This window comes from Pseudomonas sp. LBUM1673 (assembly GCF_059695645.1).
Map to the genome: position 1 here is coordinate 5195294 of NZ_CP166780.1, position 26400 is coordinate 5221693.

A 26400-nucleotide genomic window follows, 5' to 3' on the forward strand; every position below is an offset into this window, starting at 1 on the left:
TGCATCCGGTTACTCAATCAGGAATCTCAGTATTTGTGGAGAATCCGGGTATTGAGAGAACGTCAGCTGATAGATGTAATCTTCAACGCCCCATCTCGAAGCGATCACAGTCCATGCCAAAGTCAGTTCGTTGAACTTGCGTGGGGAATCCAGTCCCGGGTCGAATCCCATATCAAACTCTCCAAGCCGTTGGAACGACACCGACTCGTTCAGACATTCTGGCGGAACCGAGATGCTGAACTCGACCGGGCTCCCCAGCGGAATCTTCACGACAATCTCGGAATCCTTGATTTCGCACTGTTGATTTCGCACGCGATAGACAATACCGGCAGGCAGCCCGGCAGAAGGAACCGGCCCCAACGACATCGCATTGACCGGCGATTGCTTGAGCAGGCGCGATGCCTCAAGTTGCAGGTTGTAAGCCCCGCCGATCGTGCCGCTAACGCTCCAGCTCAATTCGGCCGAGTCCAATCTTCGGACAGCGCCCAATGGAGGATCCACTCTCGTTATTCCCAACTCCGCCGCTGATGAATACCCCTTCAGCCTCAGGCAAATGTCACGTCCACGCAAATGACTGCTCGGATTGTCGACCACCAACTTGATGGTATGAGCTTGAGTAATCCGAGGAAACTTGGTCTCTTCGCCCCAGACTGTTGAAGGAACGTCAGCGTTCAGCTGAATCCGGGCATCGTCCCAGACACCCGCCGCCAGCGCCTTGAAACGGAAGGTATGGGACGGAGCCATCTCAGTGCCATCGCTGACACTTTCCAGCGTGGCGACCACCTGAACATCCTTTGCCTGTTCGGCCTTGTAGGCAAAATACGCCCACCCCTCGCTATCCGTTTTTACCCGTGCATGCTCTTGCTCGGCCGTAAAGACCACCTCTACACCGGAGGCGGCCCGTCGGGTTCCGGACGCGCGTACCTTGACGCCCAACCGGACGGTTTCGCCTACCACCGGATCAATAGCGGCCTCGCGCACCTCGCCAATCTCGATAGCGTTGTGTCCTGGTTCCTGCTCTTCAGACATGAGTAATCCCTCTCCCGTCAGCGTGGTGGAAGCCGGCACAGTGAATGAATCGGATTCCCCGACTCTCGCGGCCAACACTGTGAATTCAAATGTAAAAGCGGGGGAAGCATCGGGGCCATCGTAAGGGCTTGGCACCGTGGCGATCACTTCCACATCGCCCGCTTGTGCGGCTGTATAGGTAAAGCGTGCCCAGCCAGTCTCCTGTGTCGGAACCGGCGTAACAGTGTCGCCATCCTCATAGCTGACCACGACACCGGGTACTGACCGCTCGGTGTAATACGACTGGGCCTTGATATCCAGAAAGGCGGTCTTGCCCACAAACAAATCAAAAGTGGGCCCACGTACATCGGCTATCTTGATTCGGTTGTGGCCCAGCGACATAGCCACCGGGGGGTAAGTGAACCCGGCCTGACCGAGCTCCAGCGAGAGCCCCAATGCGCCGCTTTCGGTACTGGCGCGAGCGTCCAGCGTCCACTCCAGACCATTGCTTGGTAGATCATGCGCAGTGTCAGGCGCCAACGTCACATCGAGGGCATTGTCTGGGGCCCACTTCGCAGCGACCTCAAGCCCGGTCAACAGGCTGTCGGGGTTTGGCGTAAAGCCTAAGGTGTGCAGCCCTCCCAGACAGGGATAGGCCGTACTCCCGAAAGCCAATTTTTTGTTGTCGAACGTGAACGTCCCCTCTCCCTCAAGTGTTTTTGACAGCAATCGCCCCTGCAACTCAAAAGGCTGCTCAAATTCCTCATGACACACATCTAACTTGAAACGCGCACTGACATCGGAGGTTGAACTGACCTTCCAGATCAACCCGTCCCTGGTCAATCGACGCTTGTCTTTCATCGGAGGATCGAAATCAAAGCCCAAGTCGGCATCGCCTTCACTTTTCAGATCCAGGTAGATGTATTCGTCCAACAGGGTGTCGTCACCGGGCAAGATCAGCAGGTCCACCGGCTGTGCATCGCGAAAACAGAGGAGTCCGACCGATTCCTCTTTCCGGCCATCCAATGTCACCGTTACCAGCTTGCGCCATGGATCCTCAGCCAATACCGTGACCGTGAACTCATGCTCCGGCTCCGCGTCATCGTAAGGGCTGACGGCTTTTGCCTTGATCTTGAATGGGCCGCCTTCTGCGACAGGGTCGTACAGGTATCCACACCAGCCGTCTGCTCCCGTCTGCAGCGTGGGCTCTTGCGCTCCATCAATGCACCACTGAACATCAACCCCCTGGACTTCCTTCACACCGGGCACTTGCGAGCGAATCTGAACGGACATCGCAAGCTTCGGACCGCCCACCGCAGGAAATCTCGACGGCGGGTTCACATCCCCGATAACCAACCAGTTGTGGGCCAGGTTCAGCGTTTGCGAGGGAGACCGGTTGAGCAATTTCGAGCAGCTGACATTGAATTCAAAAACACTGTCTCTTCGGTCTTCACACGCCATGCTCCACACCAACCCGTTCTCCTCAACGGGTTTCCCGGTCACAAGCTCGGGGTTGAATGTCACACCCAGTCCCTCAGGTGTGTCCTCCCCCGTCCAATACAGCGACAGCTCAGAATCGGCCAATGCGTGGTTTGTCGGGAACGCCAGCCTTACTTCATGGGTGGCGCCGCGGCAGGGGTAGCCGGTTTCCGCACCCCAAATCCATTCACGGGGCGATCCATCCAGCGCAAAAGTCGCGCTCAACCATGGGTCTTCCTTCAATACACACACTTTGAACCCATGCCGGGCGTCTTCCTTTTTATAGTGGCTGTCGACCGAAGCCACGATCTCCCAGTCGCCTTCTACGTCCGGTGTCCAGGTAAAACCGGCCTCGCCGTTCCCGTCCGAGGGTTGCATGTCCAACACGATATCGTCCGCAGGCGTCGAGCCTTTCAACGTCCAGGTGACCACGCGATTGGCCAGGGGCGTTTTGGTGTAATGGGACTCCACCCGCACACGCAGTTCCACGCTCTGATTGAGGTCGATCACCGGATAGTAGGCGGCCTCCTGCAGCGCGATGACATCCAGCTGAAAATGGCCGGAAACCGTGCGCAACGGATACAGGTCGGCGGTGTAATAACTGCGCACGTCCAGGGTGTGCTCAACTTCCTTGTCTTCAACAATCCCGGCGCAGGTTATCGTCCACAGGTCGCTGACTGGATGCTCTTGCCCCCACCGTGGGCCGGCATTGAGAACGCCCTCGGGATCAGACACGCCGCCGTTCACCAGCAACCCTGCGTGCGTTCCATTCCACACACTGTCTCTCGCCAGTTGCAGCGCTACGTCATGACTGGCGCCAAAGCACAGGTGCAGCTTTTCATCGGGGGATTGTGGTTCGCCATCGATCGTCACACCGTCCAGCTGCAACGGCTCCAGCAGCAACTCCAAACGCACGAAAGCGACCCGCACGGCGCCTGGCCTGCCCACCCCGCCATTATCCGGACTGATGACGGTAAACCTGACCCTAGTTTCCGCAGAATCGAGGGTGAGCAGGTGAATGTACTCGGCGAGTTTGAGATCCAGCAGAAGTTCGTCGGGGCCCAACTCTTGTTCGGGCTCGGCCTCACGCGAGGGTGCAAGCGTCAGATCCACTTCCCCGCCCAATCCAGGATTGATCCGCAGCGTACCTACGGCGTCTCGTACCGCCTCGTACCAGAAAATCAGCTTGTAATCCGCCTTGCCGGGTTCAGGGTGCGGCAACGATGCCAGGTTAATCGTCTGATAGCCCTCACCCATATTGACGGCATTCATGAAGCCGATCGTTTTGCCCTGCCATAGCCCTTCCTGCCGGGTGACTTTACTTTCGTCATTGATGAACCAGTCGTTCAGATCACTCTGAAAGTCGCCGTTGAGAATGAAGTTGTGGCTGGCGTAAACATTTTCTTCGTTCATGGCTGCGTCTTCCTTGCGCGTTGGGTACCCGTGGCCTGATCGGGCGAACTGATTTCGGAGGTAAGTTTGGGCAAGCCCTCAACAGCGATGGCGAAATCCCGCCCTCCGTCCCGGGCTTGATACCTCAGTGTCAGGATGATGTCCGTCAAAGACTGCAGGAGACTCTCTTGGGGAGACTCGCCAAACCTGGGGAACGACAAGACATAGTCGGCATGGGCGCCCGTGCCTTCAAAAGGTGCGTAACGGCCATCATCCACAGCATCGACAATGCCGTTGTCGTCCAGCCCCAAAGACAACCCTATCTGCTGGTAAGGACGCAGGTTCTGCACCAGAGAACCTGGAACCGCTGTAGCGGACGAAGTATTGTGCAGGTATTTGACGGTCTCGATTTCCGGCTCAAGAATTGTGGAACTGCCGGTTTGCACCAGCGAGGCACAAATATTCTGGTAAGGCCCCAACAAGCCAGGAAAGGTCAGTGATACCCCCTTGACCTGACGGCGGTAGTGCCCCGGATAGTCTTCATTGAAGAGTCGTTCGTTCAGTTGGAACTTCAGTTCTCCGTCATCTATGCCGTCCTTCCACTTGGTCTCGCCCATCAGCGTCTTGAGGGAAATCGTTTTCACCAACTGCAGCCGGTGCTCGTCGCGCTTGATACGCGCAGCCGCCATCCTCAGCAGATCCAGCTTCAGCGAAGAACCGGTCGTGAACCCATGGTAGGTGTCCATCCAGACATCCGGGCGGATAAAACGGGTCTTGTAGTCGGCCATTTCATACTGCCAACAGGTTTCGGCACACAGGCACAGGCCGGCGACCACGTCGTAAACCTGGTAGATCAACGTCTTCACTTGCCCAACGACCCATTTGCTCAACTCGAGTCCGGTACTGCGGTTCTTGTAGAACGCGTACACCGCCTTGGCCTGGTTATTGGCTATTTCAGTCTGTTGCAGGCTGGCCTTCGCGGCGCTGATCGCGTGGTCCTGGGCCAGCAGTTGCTCGCGCAACACCCGTGCCTCGGCATTGGACTGGTCGCGCGCCAGCTCCCATTCTTGCTGGCGCCGCCTCTGCTGCTCGATGATGCTGGCCTCTTCGGCTTCGCGCATCATCAGATCCGCCGTCAGTTGAGCCGCCTCGGCGAAAGCGTACGGGACAGCCGCCAGACGCATACCGCCGTTGGATGTCCCAAAGATATTGGGAGCCAGATCCAGTGCCGCCCCCGCTGTTCTCAATACTCCGGCGCCTGCGGCGACATATCGGGCAACCATACTTTTTTCCAGAACGCCGTACTCAGCCTCGGAAACCCCTTCATCGATCAAGTTCTGATAGTGCTGCGCGCGGGCCTTGACCATGCTTTCGCTTTGTCGCAATGACGCAGCGGTGGCCTCATGCTGGGCGATCGTCGCCTCGTGGATCGAGCGGACATAGACGGCCTGCTCGATAATATGGCCTTGATGCAACTCCTCCAGTTCGCCCCGGTCACGCTGTTCCAGCCATGACCTGAGCTGATCCTCTTGCTGGATCAGAAACTCCACGCCCTGCAGTGCCAGGTTATGCACGGTTTGCCATTTGTAAGGCACGACCTGCACCTGCCCGCCCGGGTTGCGGGACGTTCCCAGATTGCCATTGGCTTGCGCCCGCAACAGCTCCAACGGATCCATGGTCGGGCTGAACAGCGGAATCGACAGCCGCTGACCGTCGATCGAGCGGTTGTTGCGCAGGTTGTTCAGCCGCGCGTTGAGCAGGTCCCACAAGGCTTTGGGACGCTCATTGAGCCCGGGGCGAAACACACCTGAGCCCAACAGGTCGAAACGCGGCGTGGTCAGCATGCCGGAGGGCAGATCGGCCAGGCTGAGTTCAAAGTCGGCTTCGAAGGCTTTTAGGGGATCGCGCCCTCTGACACTCATCAGCACGTCTTTGAGTGGCTTGGGTTGCCATGTGCTGGCCGTTCGGGTGACCGGTTCTTCGCCGATCAACGTCCGTGCCCTGCTGTAGTTCAGCGCGGCGTGAACCATGCTGTCGTAATCCAGTTGGCGATAGAGGCCGTCGCCCCACTCGATCAGGTTTTCCACATAACGCAGAAAAATGGCGATCTTGAAGTGAATCGGTGCGGTATAACCGATCGCGTCCGGATCCGACGGCGCCGCGCGTTCATACGAGATTTCGATGTTCTCGTTTTGCAGCGGACGGCAACGCCAGTACGCCGGCGCCGGGATTACCACCGGATCCCCGGGCTGCGGGTTCTCCGGCGGCTTGATCTTGCGCGCCAATGGGTTGAAGACGTACTCGTACCAACTCTGCGCTTCGTGGTAACGGCCTTCCGCCGACAAGCGTGCACCCACCAGATCCGGTGTATGGAAAAACAACTCCCAGAAGTACAAACCGTTGCAGCCGTCGAAGGGCCCGTTTTCCTCAATCTCTCCAGAGGGCATGAGCGGCTCGTCGACATGCTGGGTGTCCCAGGAAAGCAACGCATCGACCGACACCGCCGCGCGACTGGTCAGCACCGGACCGAAGGTGGAGTTCACCCGTGAGTACTTGAGCGCCTGTTGGCTGTTGTTGAAACTCAGAAATTGCGCCCCCTCGGTGCTGCTCTTGTCGAGGGACGGGGTGGTGTACAGACGCGGGTTCTCCTTCAGTTCGACGATGAACTTGTTGCGCCCGTATCCTACTTTTCCCCCTGCTATATCACCGAAAGAAAACTCCCACCGCGGAACGATAGGCGTATTGTCGTTGACCATCGATGGGACTAGACGGCGATATGTCCGCCACGGCGTCGCATATTGACCGTCCAGCACGCCGGTCGAGGTCCAAGGCAGTGGATCGCCATCAACTAGTGGAGTCAATGCGAGATTGAAGACCACAGGGGCATAGAGAATCCTCGGTACCACCTGATTTTGCTCATTGAGCACGGCGTCACCCAGGCCGGAAATGGAAAAACCGGCACCGGCCCGAATCTCGTCTTGTGTTCTTCCAAGCAGATACGTCAATGCAGTCGCAGAAAGCGTGGCAACGGCTTCCGCCACCCAGATCCCGTCACCGAGCGATGTTTCCTTGAAGTCATCGACGACGAATGAGCGGACAGTTTCCTTGTTAGCGCCTATGGGCAGTTGCACGTCATAAGTCTGCGTCGGCTTTTCCCGCGTGGTCAGCGTGATGCGCAACTGCTTCTCGCCGGCATCGACAATGCTGACATCGAACGAGGTATTGCTCCCCACCGCCCTCCAACCGACCGTCAAACGCAGGAGGACGCGCCCGGCTTCACGCACCGCATCGCAGCGCCCCCTAACTCTGAGCACCTGATAGAAGTTATTGTCCGCTCCCTGCTCGAGGGTAAAAATGGCGTCCAGAAACAAGTTATCGTTGATTGTGCCAAGGACTAACGGCGTGCTGGTCACAGTGACCGTCGAATAATCCTGCGGCACCACTTTTTGTTGCAGGCTGGCGGCGTTCCTGAAACGGCCAAAGGTCATCGTCAGCAGGGTCGCGGTGTCATCGGCCACCTTGCGGAACAACGCATCGCGGGTTTCATGAATTTCGATTTCATGGAACGAGGCCGGCCCGTCCAGGCCATGGCGGTTGGTGTAACAAACGGCCAACCGATCGTCCTTCGGATCACCGTCGCCCAGTGACACAACCGTCAACCGGCCATTGGACACGTCGTACTCGCAGTCACGCCGATGCAGCGACAGCGGCGCCGACCACTGACCGTTCAGGGAGCTGAAGGACAGCTTGATTTCCAGCGACCAGGGTGTCTGCACCACGCCGTTGCTATCGACCTGGCGCTCACGCCACTCACACCAGACCAAAACCGGGAGCCCCAGCCAATTCACGCAGCGGATGTCCACCACAGTGCCCGTGGTGGCGATATCGATCTTCTGCCATTCACCCCAGGCAGCCGGGTTGATTTTTTTGCTGACGTTGTCCAGTTCGACTTTGACATTGCGCAAGTAGTAAGCAAACGGTGCTGTCCGTTCCTGCCCGATCAGGTAATAGCGTGCGTCCTGAACGTTCGGTCCGTCGATGTAGCCGCTGAGCACATCAAGATCACAGATGCGCTGGAAGGCCTGGGTGTACTCCATCAAGCCCCTTTGCACCGATCCGGTACTCAGGCGCATCTGATTAAGACTGTTTTCCAGCGCCCGAAACAGCGTGGTTTTGTTCAGGCGCAGTGACGGGACAATGTAGTTTTCCGCTTGATCCTTGAGCAGCACATTGGCCGACCATGTGCTGTAGTGACTCAGAATCCCGTACCAATACTGCAAGTCCTCCTCTTCGAAATGGCTGTTTTCGAAACCCTTTTCCATGCCGCTGTAAACCGACTGGATATGTTGCTGCAACGTCCGCACGGTCGAGGAAATCCGGGTGGCCTCCAATTGCGCACTGTCCTGGACATCGAGCATCAGATATTCGCTCAATTCGTCGGAGGTACGCAGGGTGACGGCACCTGACCATAGCCTCTGGCCCAGCACCGCCTCCACCATCGCCGCCGTGTAACGTTGCGTCAGCTCATTGATTTGCAGCGTTTCCATTGTGTTTTTCTCCCTGTCGCTGGGTGATGACCCGACCGGCCTGCAAACGCAGTGTTCAGGCCGGGGCTCTGGACAACCAAACAGTTCATGATGTCGACGATGAACGTCGGGTGACGGGGCGTTTGCCCAAGGTGCCTTCGATCACCAGTGCCTCATTCAAGCGGTCGCAGAACAGGCTCAACTGGAACCGACCGTTTCGGATGTCGGCGGTGCGGATCGCCACCTGATAGGGGGCATCGGTGAACTCGAAGCGCGTGGCCAAAGGTGGGGTGAACACCATTCCCAGCGCCTGGGTGGAATAGTCGGAACTCCACCCGAGCGCACCCTGGCTGCCCTTGAGTTGCGAGGCGTCGGCCGGAGCGATTTCGAGGCGGTAATGGCCGTTTCTGAACAGGGTGAGCTCGTCGGTGCCGGGGGTGATCGGCACACGGATTTCGCCGCCGGATTCAATCGTGATCAGCTCGACTTTCCATTCGAAGGCGCGAACGACAGTCAAATCGAACCGTTGTGTGCGCGGCGGATGGAGCTCCAGCTCAGCGGTCACTTCAAATTGGCCAGCCGACGTCGAGTTGAACGGATACACCGCTCGACCTTGCGCATCGGTCGCAATGGACACCTCCACGGGTAGCGTCGAATTGACCTTCCACAACACCGGATAATTGCCAACCGGCTCCGCATCCTCGGCGCTCGACTCCTTCACATCCACCCACAGCAACGTCGGCCGCGTCGCGCCGGCCACCGGGAAGCGAATGACCTGCGAATAGTTCTGAATCACGGCGTCACTCGCCACCCACACCTTGACCTCGACCACGGGATCAGCGCCCAGTTGTGCGTAGATCGTCAGATCACCAGGCTGAGGACTTGCCACCGAAAAATCGGAGAACCCGTTCGCACCGCTGGCTCGCTCGACTTTGGTCGGATCGACACTCGTCCACCACATCACCGTCTCGCCCGCGTCGGGTTCATCGTCGAGCCCGACAACCCGGCAGCGCACCGGCAAGGCATGACCGGCCATCGCCACCGCGGTGACAGCAGGCTTGTCGAGAATCCGTGGCTTGTCGGCAAACACAATGGGACGGCCGAAGGTGAGCTTGTGGCTGCCCTCCACGTTGCCGACCGCAATGATGGCATTGCCCGGACTGGAACTGGAGATCCACACCCGGCTCAGGCCATCCTTGTCGGTGTACGTCTGGCTGGGGCGGATTTCCCCCAGCGTGGTGGACCAGGCCACCTGGCGATGAGCCCCCCGGTTGCCATAATCGTCGATCAGCACAGCGTACATCTCCTGCTCCCACAGACGCCCCGCCAACACCGGATCTTGGGGCGGCAGCCCGCTCAATTCGGAATTGAACTTCAGGGTCGCCTCATCGCAATCGATCACCACCGACGGCGCATACACCGGCTCATACAGCGGCAAATTGAACGACACATGGGCGGTGCCCATCCGCGCCCCCGCCTGGAGCCGGGCCCAGGCCCGCCCCTGATGATCGGTGCGGGTCACCGGCGTGAGCATCGCCCCCAGGTCTGTCGCCCAGTGAATGTCCACGCCCTTGAGCGGCTCACCGTAAAAGTCGAGCAGCAAGCATTCGAACTCCGCCACTTCCTGTGGCAGGTTCGCGATCAGGGTCGAGTTGTCCACCACGCAGCGGGTGGTGAAACTCTGCCCGACTTCCGCCGAATCCTGGGCGGTGCTCATGGCATTGAATCGGGCCAGGCTTTCCAGCGCGCTTTGCGCGGCCAAGGCATAGGCCGGTTCCAGATCCAGCGGGTACAACGTGCCCAGGCGCAGCGCTGCCGTGGCATCCATCCCGTGCCTGGCCAGCTCCAATGTACGATCCAGCACATCAAGGTGCGCCAGATTGCGCAGAATGGGCCGGGCCGGGCTATCGCTGCCTTCGATCTCGTGATTGATGTGCTCGGCGCATTCGAGCACATGCCGGATCCCGCAGCCGAAATAGGTGGCCAGCTTGTCGGCGGCGGCATCACGAACCAGGCGCAATCCGTCCTCACTCAGGTCGTCGGGCAACTGGTTGACTTGAAGCAGGTAGTCGAGCATTTTTTCCTCGGGCTGGCGGGCCCGGGTAATCAGCCGGCGGTAGAACGCCAGGTAGTACACTGCCTGGATCGAGATCTCGTACGGGCTCTGTAGACTGAACCATTGATACTGTTCGCCCGTCAGCAGCGTGGCGAGCATTGGCGGGCTCAGTTCAAGCTTGTTGGCAATCCGGCCGCGCCGCTCCAGCTCCGCGAGCATTTGCAGGAATGAATCCGGTTTCTCCAGCACCTGTTGCAGGCGTGCGGGCTGCAGCGTCATGGCCTCTTGCAAAAAGTCATAGGGATGACCCTGAGCCCAGGACAACACCTGCGCGGCCAGCAAGGAATCCAGTTTCAGATAAACCGAAATGCCTTCCTCCACCACCACCCGCTGCTCGTCTCGGCAACGCAGTACGATGGTGCGGATGAGGGTTTCCAGGGGCTTGATCCTGGCGGCATAATCTTCCTCCGGCTCGGGCACGGGCTCGACCTCCTTCGGAAAGAGCCCCTTCACCAAATCCTTGATCACGGCGTCGGCACGCACCAGATACTGGGCCTCGGTTTCACCATGGCGCCCGATCACCAGCCCTTGGTCGTCCACCAGCGGGTTCAGCAGCGTCAGCCACTGGATGAGCTGCTCATTACTGTCCCGCAGCGGTGCACCTTCCTCCAGCAGCGTGGCCTCTTCCACCAATACCGGCTGCGCCTGGCTGCGCAATTGCCGCAGAAACTGCTCCTGGGCCTGCGACCAAACGGTCGGCACATACACAGGGTTGACGTTTTGCACCAACCACAGCACCGGTAAATCGTAGTCCCGAGCCCATGCCGCAGCGGTCATTAGTCCGCGGATGGCGCTCAACGCATCCGCGCCGTCTCCCGAGCCGTAACTGGACACCGCCGGCTCACCCGCCAATTGCGCCACCAGACCTTGACCTTCGCTCAGGGTTTGCAGCAGCGCGGTCGACTCGATAGGCGTCAGCCCGAACAGTCGCCCCAGCCGCACCAGGCGCCAGAAACTGGAAAGAATCGCCAGGCTGCGCTGCAAGTGTGTCTTGAGGCCATAGACCTCGGCGATCACCGTGGCCAGGTAGCGGTAGGTCTCGAAGTTGATGTCCAGCGCGCTGCAAATCTGATGCACCGTCAGCTGCTCGGCTTCGGTGCGCGGCACGATGGCAAACTCGACATTGTCGATGCGCAGGTTTCGTTCATACATCGCCTCTCGGTTGTACACCCGGTCAAAGTGCGACAGTTGCCCGTCCTGGCCGTACACCGACAGCACGTCGATGAACGCCGCGAACTCTTCGGCCTTACAGTCGTATGCCGTGTTCAACTCCTTGAACAGCCCCAGACAGCGCAGGGTATTGGGGCGAATCCAGATCGACAGTTCCCCGGTGCCGCGACGTTCGGCGTTCATTGCCGCGACGAGCAATTGATCGACCTGATGGCTGGGCAACTGCAGCATGCGATCCAGCCGGCACTTGCGATTGATCCGGTCCATGCGGTGTTCCAGAGCCTCGAAATTCGTCTCGCCCACATGAATCAGCTCGAACCGAGCTCCCATGCTGCTTGGTACGATATCGATAGCAGGGTGCTCCCCCCCATGGATATAACGGGCACCTGCCGTTACCCCCGTCAGCAGATCATCCGGGTTACCCAGCACCGGGGCGTTGGCCGAAAGTGTGGGCGTAAAGGCACCACTCCCCAACAAGCAATCGACCTGGCGTTGATCAAGGCGTGTTGCATCCTTGAAAATCCACAGCCTGCGCAGGCTTTCGAGGAAATTCGCCAGGCTGCCAAAGTTGTCGGGATAGAAATCGGCGGCGGACTTTTGCGGATCCGCATCGACCAGCCGCGTACGCGGATCCGCCCTCCACAGTGGTGCGTTGGCCATCGCGGCAGTCAAGGGAAAGTACGGGTCTTCCAGCAGCAACGACAAATGCAGCGGCCCGATGCCGCAGCTCAACTGCAAGGCCACATCGGCGCGATCGCCCCGGGCGCCCGGGTTCTTGAAATATGGGTAATCCAGGTCGACCCGGCGAATGATGTCCCCGAGTGCCCCATTCTTTACCGCCTCGCCGACAACATGAGTGATGCTTTCCCAGTCGTGGTCGTAGGGCAGGCTGTTGTGAAAACGGATCGTGCGCAGGTACGTCTTAACGGTCGGAAAGTCGATGCCGGGCCGGGACAAGACTTGAGCTTCAAGCACCGCGTTGGCGATTTCCAGCCGCGACTGCACGCGGTTGATCGCCATCTCGTCGATCAGCAATTGATCCACATCCGGCCGGCACTCATCCAGCGCGATGGCCTGGGCTGGATCGCCCTGCGGCACGATGTTGTCTCGTACCCATTCACGCAGGGCCACCATGTAAGCAGTGGTCGAAGCGCCATGCTCAGGGCTGCCAGGCGGGGCGGCGCCATCGACATCCGGATTGAACTGTTCCTTGTACGTGGGCAACGTCACCGACGCCTTTTCATCGTCTGGCGTCGGTGCAGCGCGCAGGCTCTGCTCGCGATACACCCTGGCTATGTACAACGCCAGGGCATTGCCACGGACGATCAACGAGCGGGCCTGTTCGCGGCCCAGACCAAGCTTCTGCAACCCGCCAGCGCCCAGTTTTATCAAGTCGAATACGCTGGGGTTCTGTGCGATGTATTTGTCGAAAGGCAGGGCTGCATCAATGCGCTCCTCCCCCAGCACAGCCTTGACTAATTGGTGAATCGGACGATTGTCGGATGCATTCATTGCGCTATTTTCCCTTCAGGCAAAACCAGGGCCGGATCCCTTCAGCGGGTTGGCGGTTGCTTGCGTCAGGTTGATTTAGCGCTTGCTGACAAGGGTAGGTCTACTGTCAGATCTGACAGGCTGGATGACCGCTGGTCGGAAGGCGTAGCCATGGATGCCATTTGCAGCGGACAAAAAAATGGCCCTCACAGAGGGCCCAATGCTGTTCACTTAAGCCGTGATGCGATCTGTAGCAGCTGGCGAAGCCTGCGTTCGGCTGCGAAGCAGTCGTATCATCAGTCATTGCGGTGCGTCAGGTACACCACGGCAGCCGGACTCACGACTGCTGCGCAGCCGAACGCATCCTTCGGCAGCTGCTACAAAAAATGCGTCGAGGCTGAAATTGCTTAAGTGAACAGCATTACTCACAGAGGGCCAGATCTTAAGGAAACAGCAAAGCGTCAGCCGGCATCGATCACCGTGAAATCACGCTCGAGCATCCAGGGAGATTGCAGGGTGTCTTTGTACCCTTTCCCTGCCATCCTGAAGTCCCCCAGCGGCAGCCCACCGGTCACGATCACCCATTGCCCCAGCGCATCGGCAACACCTTTGCCCCAAACGACATTGGGGTTGCCCGATCTGTAGAGCCGCACTTCCACCCCCGGCATTGCCGTGCCGCGGATCACTTCGCGAGGGGATATCTGGGCGTCCGCGACCGGGCTGACGATCACGGGGCGGTCAATGTTTTCGGCAACCTTGAAGTTCATGGCAATGCCCGACCAGGCTGAGAGTTGACCGTCCATGTTCTGCTGAGCCGCGATCTGATGGGCATTCGTCTGCACCGCCAGCTCAACCGCGCAGCGAACCGACCAGTTGCCTTGCGCATCCACTCTCGTCGTCGCGAGCACGGTCGTGGTGCTATGGCGATACACCTTGAGCTCCGCACCGGGCATGCCTCTGCCGGCAAACACCGGTCGGCACTCGAGTTCCTGGGCCGCATCGTTCACGGGCAAGTCGATGATCGGCTTTTCAAAAGCGGCTGGCATCTGGATCACCTTGGCAGTGCGGTTCGGCAACAACCACTTCGAGACGACGTCATCGCGCGATTGACGCACCGAATAGGTATAAGCGCTTTCCGCCACCGGCAATTCGATCTGCGAGCGTACCGCCCACTTCCCGTTGCGATCCACCCGGGTCGTCGCCAATACCGTGCTCATGTCATTCACCTTGCAGATGAAGATTTCAGCCCCCGGCTCCCCCGTGCCGGAGAACATCGGCCGCCGTCCAACCTCTTGCCCCACGAGCGGGAAATGCACGGTGGGTGCTTCAAACTGGGCAGTCTTGCGCTCCACCATGAAGCGCCCGCTCTCGGCCCACTCCGAAGCCTTGCCGTCCACGGTCTGGCGCATGATCACCCGCGCTGCGCCGACGGGCAGATCCTTGTTGCCCACCACTGCCCACCGCCCATCGTCATCGGCCACCGTCGCCGGCGCCAGCACGTCTTCGGCGTTGAACCATGAAGCGACGGTGATGCTGGCCCCAGGCGTGGCCAGTCCACTGTACAGCGGTCTGATCCCGACCCAGTCGCCGGGCAGGGGTTCGGTGATTTGTGGGGCCGGACCGAGCAAGAGAAAAGTACTCGTGGACGACGCGAGAGAGTCCAGCCCCGCACCGGCTCGCGCAAATACCTTGATGCCGTTGGTGGCGATCATGTTGTGCACGAAGTTGGCCGACCAGGTGCCATCCTCCTTCACCGTGACGGGTTCGAAGTTGTAAGCATTGCCCGTCCGTTGGACATGCACGGTATCCTCCGGATAACCGAATCCAGAGATCCTTAGCAGACGACCCAGCGCTTCGCCATCACCGGGGGTATCGATCACCGGCACGTTCGGCACCACCGTGACGACACGCTCGAACGGGTCACTGAGGTATGTCTTTTGACGAAGTCTGGCCTCCACGATTTTCGGACCACCCACCGACAGCGTCAGCGTTTCCTCCCAGCTGCCGTCCGGCTTCAATGGAATGTCTGTAATAAAGGGCTGGTTTTCACCCTTGATCGACAACTCGACGGTGCCCTGCGACGCAGTCGTTGTGCCTGTGAACTTCGACGTCCGCGCCGGCCTGCCGTTTGGCGCCGGCACCGTTATCCCGGGCTTCGGCACGCGCACCTTCACCGTCCGGTTCGCGGTCGCATCGGATATGTTGGCACTGCTTCGGGTTTCTTTCTGAATAGCATAAATGATCAGATTACCCGGGGCACGCTCAGCCAGCTCCGCCGTCCATTCTTTGTCTTCGCCTACCGGTCCGCCCCCCAGTTCCTGATGGGTGGACGAATAAATAACCACCCAACAGCCCGGGAAACCTGTCCCCTCAATGACCGGAACGAGATCGACCTCGGCGTTGTCGGCCGTTGTGATAATCGGCACCGGAGCTTTTACCGTAAACGTTCGCGTGCGCGGTGAAGACGGCTGCCCATCGCCGAAAGCCGCTGTGGCCGTGAGGGTATAGGTGGCCGGCGCCCAGTCTTCGGCGGCGTCCAGGGTAAACGTGCCGCCCGTGGCCGTCAGTGTTTCATCCAGTTTGTCCGGAATCTTCAAAACGATGGTCGACCCCGGCCAGGCTCTGCCGAAAATCTGCGGGCGCTGTCCGGAGGGGACATCCGACCGTGGTTCGCTGAGTTCGGGGGGAGGCGAGGCCACGGTCATCGAAAACTTGTCACTGTCAGTGGACCACTGATTGTTCACCCATTGCCGTGCGGTCAGGTTGGTGTAAACACCAGGCGCAAGTTCGGCGTTCGCCGTGGTGGTCCAGCTGAGGTTTGTCCGCACCGGGGCCGCTGGTACAGTCGGGCGCAGGTCTACACCATTGTTGAAAATGACGACCACGACCTCATGCGTGCCCCACTGACGTCCTCTGCCGGAAAAGGTGGCCATCTGCCCGTTGACGATGGCGGTCATACCCGTCGGCACGGGGGTAGGGACGTTGACAGACAGATTATCAGCCCAGCCTGAGTTGAAAATACGCCCGCTCACCCCGTCGGAAACGCTTTGTCTACCGGAGAGTGCGTACCCGCCCGGTACAAAAGTTTCCGGGATATCCTTCGTCCAGTTACCCGAGTTGACTGGTGCATCAAAGTAAAAGGTGCCGAACCCGGGTTGATGAATGTCCATTCGAACACCAACACCGTTATAGCCGGTGCCGTACAGCTCAACACCTTCCCCTTTTAGCCTGGATAACAGGGTCGGTTTGGGCGGCCGCACAAGTAGGGTGAACGGCGTGCTGCCTACTGAAGTCACGCCCAGATAGGTGTGGGTGCCGACAATCGAATGCGGGCCCGGCGTCAAGGTCACCGATCTGCTCCACCTCCCGGTTTCGTAATTGACCGAAGCGCTGCCCAAGTGAGTGCTTGTGGTTTCCGAGTGTAAGTTGACCGAGTTCTGCCAATGGCGCACAGGGGCCGTACCTTCAAACGTCGAAGTCATCTCCACAGTGTGCAACGAACCGGGCGTTGTAATCACAGGAGGGCCAACAAGATAAAACGGGTGATTGCCCCCCCACTCAGAGTAGACACCCTCTAAGACCTGTCTGGCGGAAATGGAGTGGTGCCCCCCCAGCGCAAACGTATGGATACTGGGTGAGCTCCATGTGCCATCGCCATTGACCGCCGCGTCGACTACGACTTGCGGACCTGAGTTTGATACGTGAACAAAAATTTTGGCTCCCGGCTGTGCTCCCCGGCCCCAGATCACGGGTCGCTGATCAGCGGTTGGCGGGGTTGTGACCGGGGCCGTAATGGAGGGCCCTTTGAGAACGGTGAGCGTCTTTGTCTGAGTGTATCGGCCTGTCGTCCCGGCAAGGTCCTCCCGGATGAGGAAGTCTTGCGCGCCTTGGGCTACAGACGAGAGCAAGTTAACGCTCCATCGCTCGCTCGTGCCAACCGTGACCGTTTCACTCAATTCCGTGCCGACATTGGGACGTACAAGCTTTATGACACTGCCCTGTCGGGCAGTACCTGTCACCCTCCCGACAACCACATTAGCGGCATCAAAAGCGGCTGCGCGCCGTACTACAAGCTGCTGAGAGGACCATGGGGAACGCTCGCCTTTGTACCACCACACGGCATCAAACCGTGCGGTATTCGATTCAGCAAGATTGGATATCGTAACGTGCTGCCATTGCTGGCCCTGATACCATAACCTGTTGATAACCGTTTTCGCACTGCCTTCGGCATGATGGTAATCCATCTGCACTTGATGTGACCCATCACTTTGAGGGACGTTGAATGTGATAGTCATCGTTGTATCAACAAGGAGAGTTTTGCCTACCCCCATCCACTGCAACGGAGCCGGGGCAAGTGGTTCGTTGTCCCCGTCGTCACCGGACATGGCCAGAGGTTTTTCCGAATGCCCGTCATTAAGGGATATTGTTTCAAAAACGGATTTTTCTTCATCTGACATGATCGCGCCCTTCACTTTTGCGGTTGTCGTGGCTATTTGCCTCCCTTCTACGCCCCGCCCGCGGATGTGTGTACCTGTAAAATCTGACAGTCCCGACAAGTGGTAGCCCACGACAAAGGTGTATTTCAGAAGCCTTCAACGTCGTCATCCGAAGGCTACGACGGGTTGCGCATTTGCCTACAGATCCGCCAGAATCCGCCGGCTTGTGCGCCTTGTGCCTGTCCCGTAACTTGATCCGTGCCGCTGCCAATCAGCGGTCGGGTTTAGTCGCCCGGGAACATGTGCATTGCGTATAAGCGTCATCCAGTCGGGTATTCCCTATCCCCGCACTCGATGGTGGCTGTTCGCAGGGCGCCCTAGGGCGCGCCGGTTCGTGCACTCCCGGTCGACTAACCTGCTTACAGCCGCCACCCTTTCGTTTAGTCGCGAACAGGTGAAGGCCCCAACTACGAGTGTGCAAAAACATGTTCAAACCAACACCAAATCCCCCCGAAACCGACCCGATTTCCCCCTACGAATCACCCGATTCAAGAAAACTCAACGAGGCCGCCGAAAAAGCCCTCGACCACTACCTCAAACCCGAAGCTCCCCCCTCACGCAACTCCGTGGATCGCGGCATGCAAATGTTCATCGTCGCCCCCAACATGAACCCCGAAGCCGTGGCCATCCAGACCTACGAAACCTTTTCGTCGGTCAGCATTCTGCTGCTCGACCTGGCGGACAGCCTGGACGACAAGCCGCGACATCTGGCGATGGCGATCTATCAGTTGAGCGAGATGGGCTTGTTGCTGGCGGAGAAGGCGCTGGATAACGAGCGGGCGATTGCTACGGCCTAGCCTTCAAATAGTGGTTGTCTGTACCGACGCCTTCGCGGGCAAGCCCGCTCCCACAGTGGTTAGCGTTGATCACAAAATTCAGTGTTCACCGCAGATCACTGTGGGAGCGGGCTTGCTCGCGAAGCTTTTGGCAGTTTTGAATCAAACAGACGCCGGCAACGGCTGAAAGCTGAAGTACTGCTGTAACGCCGTTAACAATTGCCCATACTCCGGCGGTGCCCGTTGCAGGCTGAACCCGGCGTCATAGTGGTGAGGGGTTGCGTCTTCGTGGCACCACAGGCAACAGGCGCTGAGGTCGATAACCTGCTGACAGTTGCCATCCATGGGGATCTTCAGGCGCAGATTAAAGACGGCGCCCACCATGATCGGCAACTGGCTGATCAGCATCAGCCCGTCCTCGGACAGATTGCCCAGAAAGCCGATGGGCTTGTCGGTGACGCTGTTGAACACTTTGAGAAAATACGGCAGTTGATGCCGCTCGATCCGGCGGTCAGTGAACATGCGTTATTCGCCATGCAAGGCCCTTAAGCAGGGCCGCACTAATGCTTCGGAACGGGGCCTGCTCTATTGCTTTGTAGGCAGAAGCCGCGCTCTCCCCGATCCTGGTGCGACAGTCCATCCGTCCGCTGTCGCTTACTGCTGCCGATCACAGGTGTTACCTCGATTAGAAACAAGGCTCTAAACCGATCTATTCGACTATAGCTCACCCGCACCGGCCGGCCAGCCTTTGAATGCTGCCTTCAATCAGAACCGGGTCGGACGCACCGCCGTCGCACTGCGGGTCGGGTAATGCCCCAGGCTCTCCAACGTTTCCAGACGGGCACGGGCGCGGTAGGCGTATTCGCTTTGCGGGTAGGACGCGATGATGAACTGATAAGTCTGGGCCGCATCAATGAACAGCTTCTGCCGCTCCAGGCACTGACCGCGCATCATCGACACTTCCGGCTGCACATAGCGACGGGAACGACTGTCGCGATCGACCTTGGACAGTTCAAGCATGACCTGCTCGCAGTTGCCACGTTCATAGGCACTGTAGGCATTATTCAAATGATGGTTCATCGACCAACGGGTGCAGCCCACAACACTGAGGGCAAGGACGGCAATGAGCACGAATCGCATGGGGGATCTCCTGTCTTGCGCTCTGTATCGACCCGTGGGTGGAAATCTTCAGGATGGTTTGTGCCAATTGTCGCGTTCAATAAAGAAACCAATAACTAAGCTCTTCACAAAAACCAAGTTCCTCACAAAAAGTAGTGCAAACGAACAATGACTACACCCCAAGAGCATAGTAGCCTCTGCTAGCGCTTGAACTCAGGAGTCTATGCATGTCCGTCCGTCGCACCAAAATCGTCGCTACCCTTGGCCCGGCCAGTAACTCGCCGGAAGTTCTCGAACAGCTGATTCTGGCTGGCCTGGACGTCGCCCGCCTGAACTTCTCCCACGGCACCCCCGACGAGCACAAGGCTCGCGCGAAGCTGGTGCGTGACCTCGCTGCCAAGCACGGCCGCTTCGTCGCCCTGCTGGGTGACCTGCAAGGCCCGAAAATTCGTATCGCCAAATTCGCCAACAAGAAGATCGAGCTGAAGATCGGTGATCAATTCACCTTCTCCACCAGCCATCCGTTGACCGAAGGCAACCAGCAAGTGGTCGGCATCGACTACCCGGATCTGGTCAAGGATTGCGGCGTGGGCGACGAGCTGCTGCTCGACGACGGCCGCGTGGTGATGCGCGTCGATACCGCCACCGCCACCGAGCTGAACTGCACCGTGCTGATCGGCGGCCCGCTGTCCGACCATAAAGGCATCAACCGTCGCGGCGGTGGCCTGACGGCGCCGGCCCTGACCGAGAAAGACAAGGCCGACATCAAGCTCGCTGCCGAAATGCAGGTCGACTACCTCGCGGTGTCCTTCCCGCGTGACGCCGCCGACATGGAATACGCCCGTCAACTGCGCGACGAAGCCGGCGGCACTGCCTGGCTGGTGGCGAAGATCGAACGCGCCGAAGCCGTGGCTGACGACGACACCCTCGACGGCCTGATCAAGGCTTCCGACGCGGTGATGGTGGCCCGTGGTGACCTGGGTGTGGAAATCGGCGACGCCGAGCTGGTGGGCATTCAGAAGAAAATCATTCTGCACGCACGCCGCCACAACAAAGCTGTGATTGTCGCGACCCAGATGATGGAGTCGATGATCCAGAACCCGATGCCGACCCGCGCCGAAGTGTCCGACGTAGCCAACGCCGTGCTCGACTACACCGACGCCGTGATGCTCTCGGCCGAAAGTGCTGCCGGCCTGTACCCGCTGGAAGCCGTACAGGCCATGGCGCGCATCTGCATCGGCGCTGAAAAGCACCCGACCAGCAAGACCTCCAGCCACCGCATCGGCAAGGTCTTCGAAAGCTGCGACCAGAGCATCGCCCTGGCGGCCATGTACACCGCCAACCACTTCCCGGGCGTGAAGGCGATCATCGCGTTGACCGAAAGTGGCTACACGCCGTTGATCATGTCGCGCATCCGTTCCTCGGTGCCGATCTACGCGTTCTCCCCGCACCGCGAAACCCAGGCCCGCGCGGCGATGTTCCGTGGCGTCTACACCGTACCGTTCGACCCGGCATCGCTGCCGCCTGAGCAAGTCAGCCAGGCCGCGATCGACGAGTTGCTCAAGCGCGGTGTCGTCGAGAAAGGCGACTGGGTCATCCTGACCAAGGGCGACAGCTACCACACCATCGGCGGCACCAACGGGATGAAAATCCTGCACGTTGGCGACAAGATGGTCTGAGTGACCGAACGCTGAAAAAACAAAGCCCCGCCATGTGAATGGCGGGGCTTTTTGCATTCTGATCCTGAAAAATTGTTGTCTGGGCCGGCCTCATCGCGGGCAAGCCCGCTCCCACAGGATTTGTGTTGAAATTCGATTTTGTGGACACCCGCAATCCTTGTGGGAGCGGGCTTGCCCGCGAAGAGGCCCGCCCGGCCACCGGAGACTTAATGCCGTTTGATGAATCCGGTCAACGCCGCAATCGCTTCCGGCGAACGCAGCCTTTGGGTGAACAACGCGCCCTCCTCTTCGATCACTTTGCGGATCAACTCCCGATTCGGCGCTTTCATCAGTTGCTTGCTGATGCGTACTGCCTCTGGCGGCAACGTCTCGAAACGCAACGCCATATCCCGCGCCTTGGCTAACGCCGCTTCGCCACTGCCCAAGGCTTCAGTCGCGATCCCCCACGCGGCAGCCTGTTCACCGCTGAATCCTTCACCGAGCAACAACAACTCAGAAGCTTTGGCATGCCCGAGCAACCGCGCCAGGATCAGGCTGGAACCGAACTCCGGGCATAACCCGAGATTGACGAAGGGCATGCGCAACCGCGCATCCGTGCTGACGTAAACCAGATCGCAATGCAGCAGCATCGTCGTACCAATCCCCACCGCCGCACCGGCCACGGCGGCAATCACCGGCTTGCGGCACTCAAGCAAATTGAGCATGAAGTGGAATGCCGGGCTGTCGAGATCGCTCGGGGGTTGCTGGAGGAAATCGCCAATGTCGTTGCCGGCGGTGAAACACTCAGCACCACCGGTAATCAGCACCGCATAGATTTCGGGGTCGGTGTCGGCTTGCTTCAGGGCCTCGACCAAGTGGCTGTACATGGCACGCGTCAGGGCGTTTTTCTTCTCGGGGCGGTTGAAGCGCAGGGTCAGCAAACCGCGCTCACGTTCAAACTGGATGGCATCGGGCATGGCAAGTCCTGATCTGAGAGGATCAACTGTGGCGAGGGAGCTTGCTCGCGCTTGAGTGCGCAGCGCTCACAAACTTTTGGGGCCGCTGCACATCGCTCGCCACAAAAATCTGCGCTCAACCACGGGGTAGAAAGACATCCGCCAGCAGTTGATTGCGCGGCAAACCAGCCAGGTACAGGCGCCGGGCAAAGGCGTCGACGCTGTCGGGGGCTCCGCAGACTAAGGCCAGGGTTTGCCGGGAAACAAGGCGCAGTTGCGCCAAAGCCGCGGGCAACTCGGCCGCTGTCCAGAACTCGACGTTCAGGTTTTCACGGCCATCGGCCATGGCTTGCAGGGGTTTGGCCAGATAATGCTCATCCGCGTCATGAGCCAGGTGAATAACGCGAATGGCGCCCTGGTGATGCTGACGCAGCGCTTCACGCAAGATACCAAACAACGGCCCCAGACCGGTGCCCGCCGCCAGCAACCACAGCGGTCGGCCATGCCAGTCCGGGTCGTAATGCAAGGCTCCCCCGCGCAGCTCGCCGAGGCGGATCGGATCGCCGATCTTCAAGCGACGCGCCGCGTCACTGAACTCCCCCGGTTGGCGGCAATCGAGGTGGAACTCCAGAAAGCGGTCCTCCTCCGGCAGGCTGGCCAGGGAATACGGCCGCGCCACCTGCCCCGCCCACAACACCAGATGCTGCCCCGCCTGATAGCGCAACGGTCGCTCGCAGGTCAGGCGCAAACGCAACACGCTGGGGCTCAGCCAATCGCTGGCGACCACCTGAGCGGCAAGGCCATCGCGCAATGGATCAAAGGTTTCGACTTGCAGATCGTCGACCACCTGGCACTGACAGGCCAGGCGCCAACCCTGCTGGCGCTGCTCATTGCTCAAGGCATCGGGACGGCTGTCGCTGGGCAAGCCCTCGACACATTTGACCAGGCAGGCATGGCAACTGCCGGCGCGACAGCTATAGGGCACCGACACACCGTTTTGATTCAAGGCATCCAGCAGGTTACTGCCCACCGCCACCGACCATTGGCGTGCGCCGACCCGTAATTCAGGCATCGACATTCTCCCAGGCCGCCGCGCAACGGTTGCGGCCGTCACGCTTGGCGCGGTACAGCGCCTGATCGGCGCGGTGCAGAGCGTCATCCAGATCGTCGCCCAGTTCCAATAAGGTCATGCCCGCCGACAGGCTGAGGTGGCGCACGTCCAGACCGACCAATTCGACATCCATGAAGGCAATGCGCAACCGCTCGCAGCAAGCCGTCAGGCGCTCGGCATCGCAATCGGGCAACAGCACCACAAACTCTTCACCGCCATAGCGGGCCAAAATATCGCCGTCGCGCAGGCAGGCAGTGGCCACCCCGGCAAACGCTTGCAGCACCTGATCGCCGGCAGCATGGCCGTGAACATCGTTGATGCGTTTGAAGTGGTCGAGGTCGATCAACGCCAGGCCATGCAACACATCGGCTTCCATGGCGTTCAACTCGCGGGAGGCCAGGCGCAGGAAATGTCGGCGGTTGAACAGCCCGGTGAGTTCGTCGGTCGCCACCAGGCCTTCGAGCTGGCGCATCATCCCGCGCAGGGTGTCTTGATGCGCCTGCAAGGCGAACCGCCGCTGACGCATACGCTGGCGTGACATCTGCACGTAGCGGGCGTAAAGCACCAGCCAGCCGAGCACCACAAACAGCACGCACACCTGCAACAGGGCCAGCGTCGGGTCGGGCAGCTGAAAGTGGTAGCCCTCCCACAATGTGATGGCGCTGAAACTGAAGAACACCAGCAACGCGCAACGCACAATGGCCATGCGCGAAAGATGAAACAGCCCGAACAACAGAATCAGCAGGTAAAACACCAGGAACGTGCCGCGAGCCTCGTCCAGATGGGCGATCAGCCAGGTTTGCCAGCCCAGCCCCAGCAGTATTTGCACTTCAGTCAGGCTGGGATCAGAGAAACGCAGGTTAGCGCCGCTGTAAAACACCGCGAACAACACCGCCTGGCTGAGCACTACCAACACGCTGCCGACCACCATGCCGACGACGGAGTCATCGTAATGGCCGGTGTAAAACGCCAGCCACAGCAGCAGTAAAGCCAGGGCGTAGGTGCCGGCTGCGAGGGCAAAGCGTTTAAGCAAAAGCCGCTGGATGGCGTTATGGGTCAATCGTTGATTCACCGTGGGAAAGGAGGCTGTCCGAGTGTCTCTACTCTACAGACCGAATGCCACTTTAGTGGCGTGCCTGATAAATGACCATTCAATTTTCGGGGCAAAAAAACTGGCGTCAAAACCATGGCCCACATTTGTAGCAAGTACACCTTTTACTGTGGCGAGGGGGCTTGCCCCCGTTCGGCTGCGCAGCAGTCGTAAAGTATGCCAATGCGGTGTGGCTTGAAGGAAAGCTGGGGGGAGCGCTTCGCACTCCAACGGGGGCAAGCCCCCTCGCCACAAAATCCGGCGCGTGTACAGGCCATCGAGGCGCGTTATACTGCCGCGCCTTTTTAGCGTCGCGCCAGCAGCCCCGGCGTGCCTTGTAAAGGTGCTTGCAACCGACCGATGCACCCAAGCTGCAAGCACCTTATTGAATGTTCCCGTCTTTTAGAGGAGCGCGACTCATGACCGTGATCAAGCAAGACGACCTGATTCAGAGCGTTGCCGACGCCCTGCAGTTCATTTCCTATTACCACCCCGTTGACTTCATCCAGGCGATGCACGAGGCCTACCTGCGCGAAGAATCGCCGGCAGCCCGCGATTCGATCGCGCAAATCCTGATCAACTCGCGCATGTGTGCCACCGGCCACCGCCCGATCTGCCAGGACACCGGCATCGTCACCGTCTTCGTCCGTGTAGGCATGGACGTGCGCTGGGATGGCGCCACCATGGGCCTGGACGACATGATCAACGAAGGCGTGCGCCGGGCTTACAACCTGCCGGAAAACGTCCTGCGTGCCTCGATCCTCGCCGACCCGGCGGGCGCTCGTAAAAACACCAAGGACAACACCCCGGCCGTTATCCACTACTCCATCGTTCCGGGTAACACTGTGGAAGTGGACGTGGCGGCCAAGGGCGGCGGTTCCGAGAACAAGTCGAAAATGGCCATGCTCAACCCGTCCGACTCGATCGTCGACTGGGTGCTGAAAACCGTTCCGACCATGGGCGCCGGCTGGTGCCCACCGGGCATGCTCGGCATTGGCATCGGCGGTACCGCCGAGAAAGCCGCCGTCATGGCCAAGGAAGTGTTGATGGAATCCATCGACATTCACGAGCTCAAGGCACGCGGCCCGCAGAACCGTATCGAAGAGATGCGTCTGGAGCTGTTCGAGAAGGTCAACCAACTGGGCATCGGCGCCCAGGGCCTGGGTGGCCTGACCACCGTGCTCGACGTGAAGATCATGGATTACCCGACCCACGCCGCCTCGTTGCCGGTGTGCATGATCCCGAACTGCGCCGCCACCCGTCACGCACACTTCGTGCTCGACGGTTCCGGCCCGGCGTCCCTGGAGGCGCCACCGCTGGACGCCTACCCGGAAATCGTCTGGGAAGCCGGCCCGTCGGCCCGTCGCGTCAACCTCGACACCCTGACCCCGGAAGAAGTACAAAGCTGGAAGCCGGGCGAAACCGTCCTGCTCAACGGCAAAATGCTCACCGGTCGCGACGCCGCGCACAAGCGCATGGTCGAGATGCTGAACAAGGGTGAAACCCTGCCGGTGGACCTCAAGGGTCGCTTCATCTACTACGTCGGCCCGGTTGATCCGGTACGCGAAGAAGTGGTTGGCCCTGCCGGCCCGACCACGGCGACGCGGATGGACAAGTTCACCCGTCAGATCCTCGAGCAAACCGGCCTGCTGGGCATGATCGGCAAATCCGAGCGCGGCCCTACCGCGATCGAAGCGATCAAGGACCACAAAGCCGTTTACCTGATGGCGGTCGGCGGCGCGGCTTACCTGGTGGCGCAAGCCATCAAGAAATCCCGCGTGGTGGCTTTCGCCGAACTGGGTATGGAAGCCATCTACGAGTTCGACGTCAAAGACATGCCGGTCACTGTTGCAGTCGACAGCAAAGGCGAGTCGGTACACATCACCGGTCCTGCCATCTGGCAGCAAAAGATCAGTGAAAGCCTGGCGGTAGAAGTGCAGTAAGCGCTTCCTTCTGCCCGCACGGCCGGTTCATCGATACGGATGACCCGGCCGTTTTTTTATCCAGCGCTC

The 26400-nt window shown here is 59.5% G+C and carries 12 protein-coding genes; 3 read left to right on the forward strand and 9 right to left on the reverse strand.

All coding sequences use genetic code 11. The annotated features are described in order from the left end of the window. Positions 1-9: 9 nt before the first annotated feature. The 4 genes from ACA044_RS23930 to ACA044_RS23945 all read right to left on the reverse strand — a co-directional run bounded on the left by ACA044_RS23930 (position 10) and on the right by ACA044_RS23945 (position 17639). Positions 10-3900 carry a hypothetical protein gene (locus ACA044_RS23930; RefSeq protein ID WP_497443564.1) on the reverse strand — a complete coding sequence of 1297 codons (3891 nt, stop codon included), beginning with the start codon at positions 3898-3900 and terminating at the stop codon, positions 10-12. Beyond that, positions 3897-8426, reverse strand: coding sequence for a Tc toxin subunit A-related protein (locus ACA044_RS23935; protein WP_497443565.1), 4530 nt, complete (start codon positions 8424-8426; stop codon positions 3897-3899). Before ACA044_RS23935 ends, ACA044_RS23930 begins: the two co-directional genes overlap by 4 nt. Before the next feature lie 85 nt (positions 8427-8511). Then, positions 8512-13203 (reverse strand): Tc toxin subunit A, encoded by a 4692-nt coding sequence (locus ACA044_RS23940; RefSeq protein ID WP_497443566.1) that lies wholly within the window; start codon positions 13201-13203, stop codon positions 8512-8514. Positions 13204-13643: 440 nt separating this feature from the next. Then, a complete protein-coding gene (locus ACA044_RS23945) occupies positions 13644-17639 on the reverse strand; it encodes a hypothetical protein (protein WP_497443567.1) in 3996 nt (1331 codons plus the stop codon). Positions 17640-18103: 464 nt separating this feature from the next. On the opposite strand from ACA044_RS23945, the gene ACA044_RS23950 reads away from it, so the two are divergent. Next, the gene (locus ACA044_RS23950; RefSeq protein ID WP_497443568.1) at positions 18104-18475 is read left to right on the forward strand and encodes a DUF6124 family protein; all 372 of its coding nucleotides are present in this window, start codon (positions 18104-18106) and stop codon (positions 18473-18475) included. Positions 18476-18616: 141 nt separating this feature from the next. Here ACA044_RS23950 and ACA044_RS23955 read toward each other — a convergent pair whose 3' ends face one another. Together ACA044_RS23955 and ACA044_RS23960 are read right to left on the reverse strand one after the other, a co-directional pair. Beyond that, positions 18617-18976, reverse strand: a complete 360-nt coding sequence (locus ACA044_RS23955; protein WP_497443569.1) for a PilZ domain-containing protein — start codon at positions 18974-18976, stop codon at positions 18617-18619. Positions 18977-19219: 243 nt separating this feature from the next. Further along, complete coding sequence (locus tag ACA044_RS23960; RefSeq protein ID WP_497443570.1) at positions 19220-19594, reverse strand: tetratricopeptide repeat protein; 375 nt, start codon at positions 19592-19594, stop codon at positions 19220-19222. A 206-nt stretch (positions 19595-19800) separates the two neighbouring features. On the opposite strand from ACA044_RS23960, the gene pyk reads away from it, so the two are divergent. Beyond that, positions 19801-21252 carry a pyruvate kinase gene (pyk, locus tag ACA044_RS23965; protein WP_497443571.1) on the forward strand — a complete coding sequence of 484 codons (1452 nt, stop codon included), beginning with the start codon at positions 19801-19803 and terminating at the stop codon, positions 21250-21252. Between the two features lie 206 nt (positions 21253-21458). Here pyk and ACA044_RS23970 read toward each other — a convergent pair whose 3' ends face one another. The 3 genes from ACA044_RS23970 to ACA044_RS23980 all read right to left on the reverse strand — a co-directional run bounded on the left by ACA044_RS23970 (position 21459) and on the right by ACA044_RS23980 (position 24358). Next, on the reverse strand, positions 21459-22208 hold the full coding sequence (locus ACA044_RS23970; protein WP_497443572.1) for an enoyl-CoA hydratase-related protein: 750 nt from the start codon (positions 22206-22208) through the stop codon (positions 21459-21461). A gap of 115 nt (positions 22209-22323) precedes the next feature. Continuing rightward, a complete protein-coding gene (locus tag ACA044_RS23975) occupies positions 22324-23259 on the reverse strand; it encodes an iron-sulfur-binding ferredoxin reductase (protein ID WP_497443573.1) in 936 nt (311 codons plus the stop codon). Next, positions 23252-24358 (reverse strand): GGDEF domain-containing protein, encoded by a 1107-nt coding sequence (locus ACA044_RS23980; RefSeq protein WP_497443574.1) that lies wholly within the window; start codon positions 24356-24358, stop codon positions 23252-23254. Before ACA044_RS23980 ends, ACA044_RS23975 begins: the two co-directional genes overlap by 8 nt. 449 nt (positions 24359-24807) lie before the next feature. Between ACA044_RS23980 and ACA044_RS23985 the strand changes: the two genes are divergently transcribed. Then, on the forward strand, positions 24808-26331 hold the full coding sequence (locus ACA044_RS23985) for a fumarate hydratase (protein WP_007938826.1): 1524 nt from the start codon (positions 24808-24810) through the stop codon (positions 26329-26331). The last annotated feature ends 69 nt before the right edge of the window (positions 26332-26400 follow it).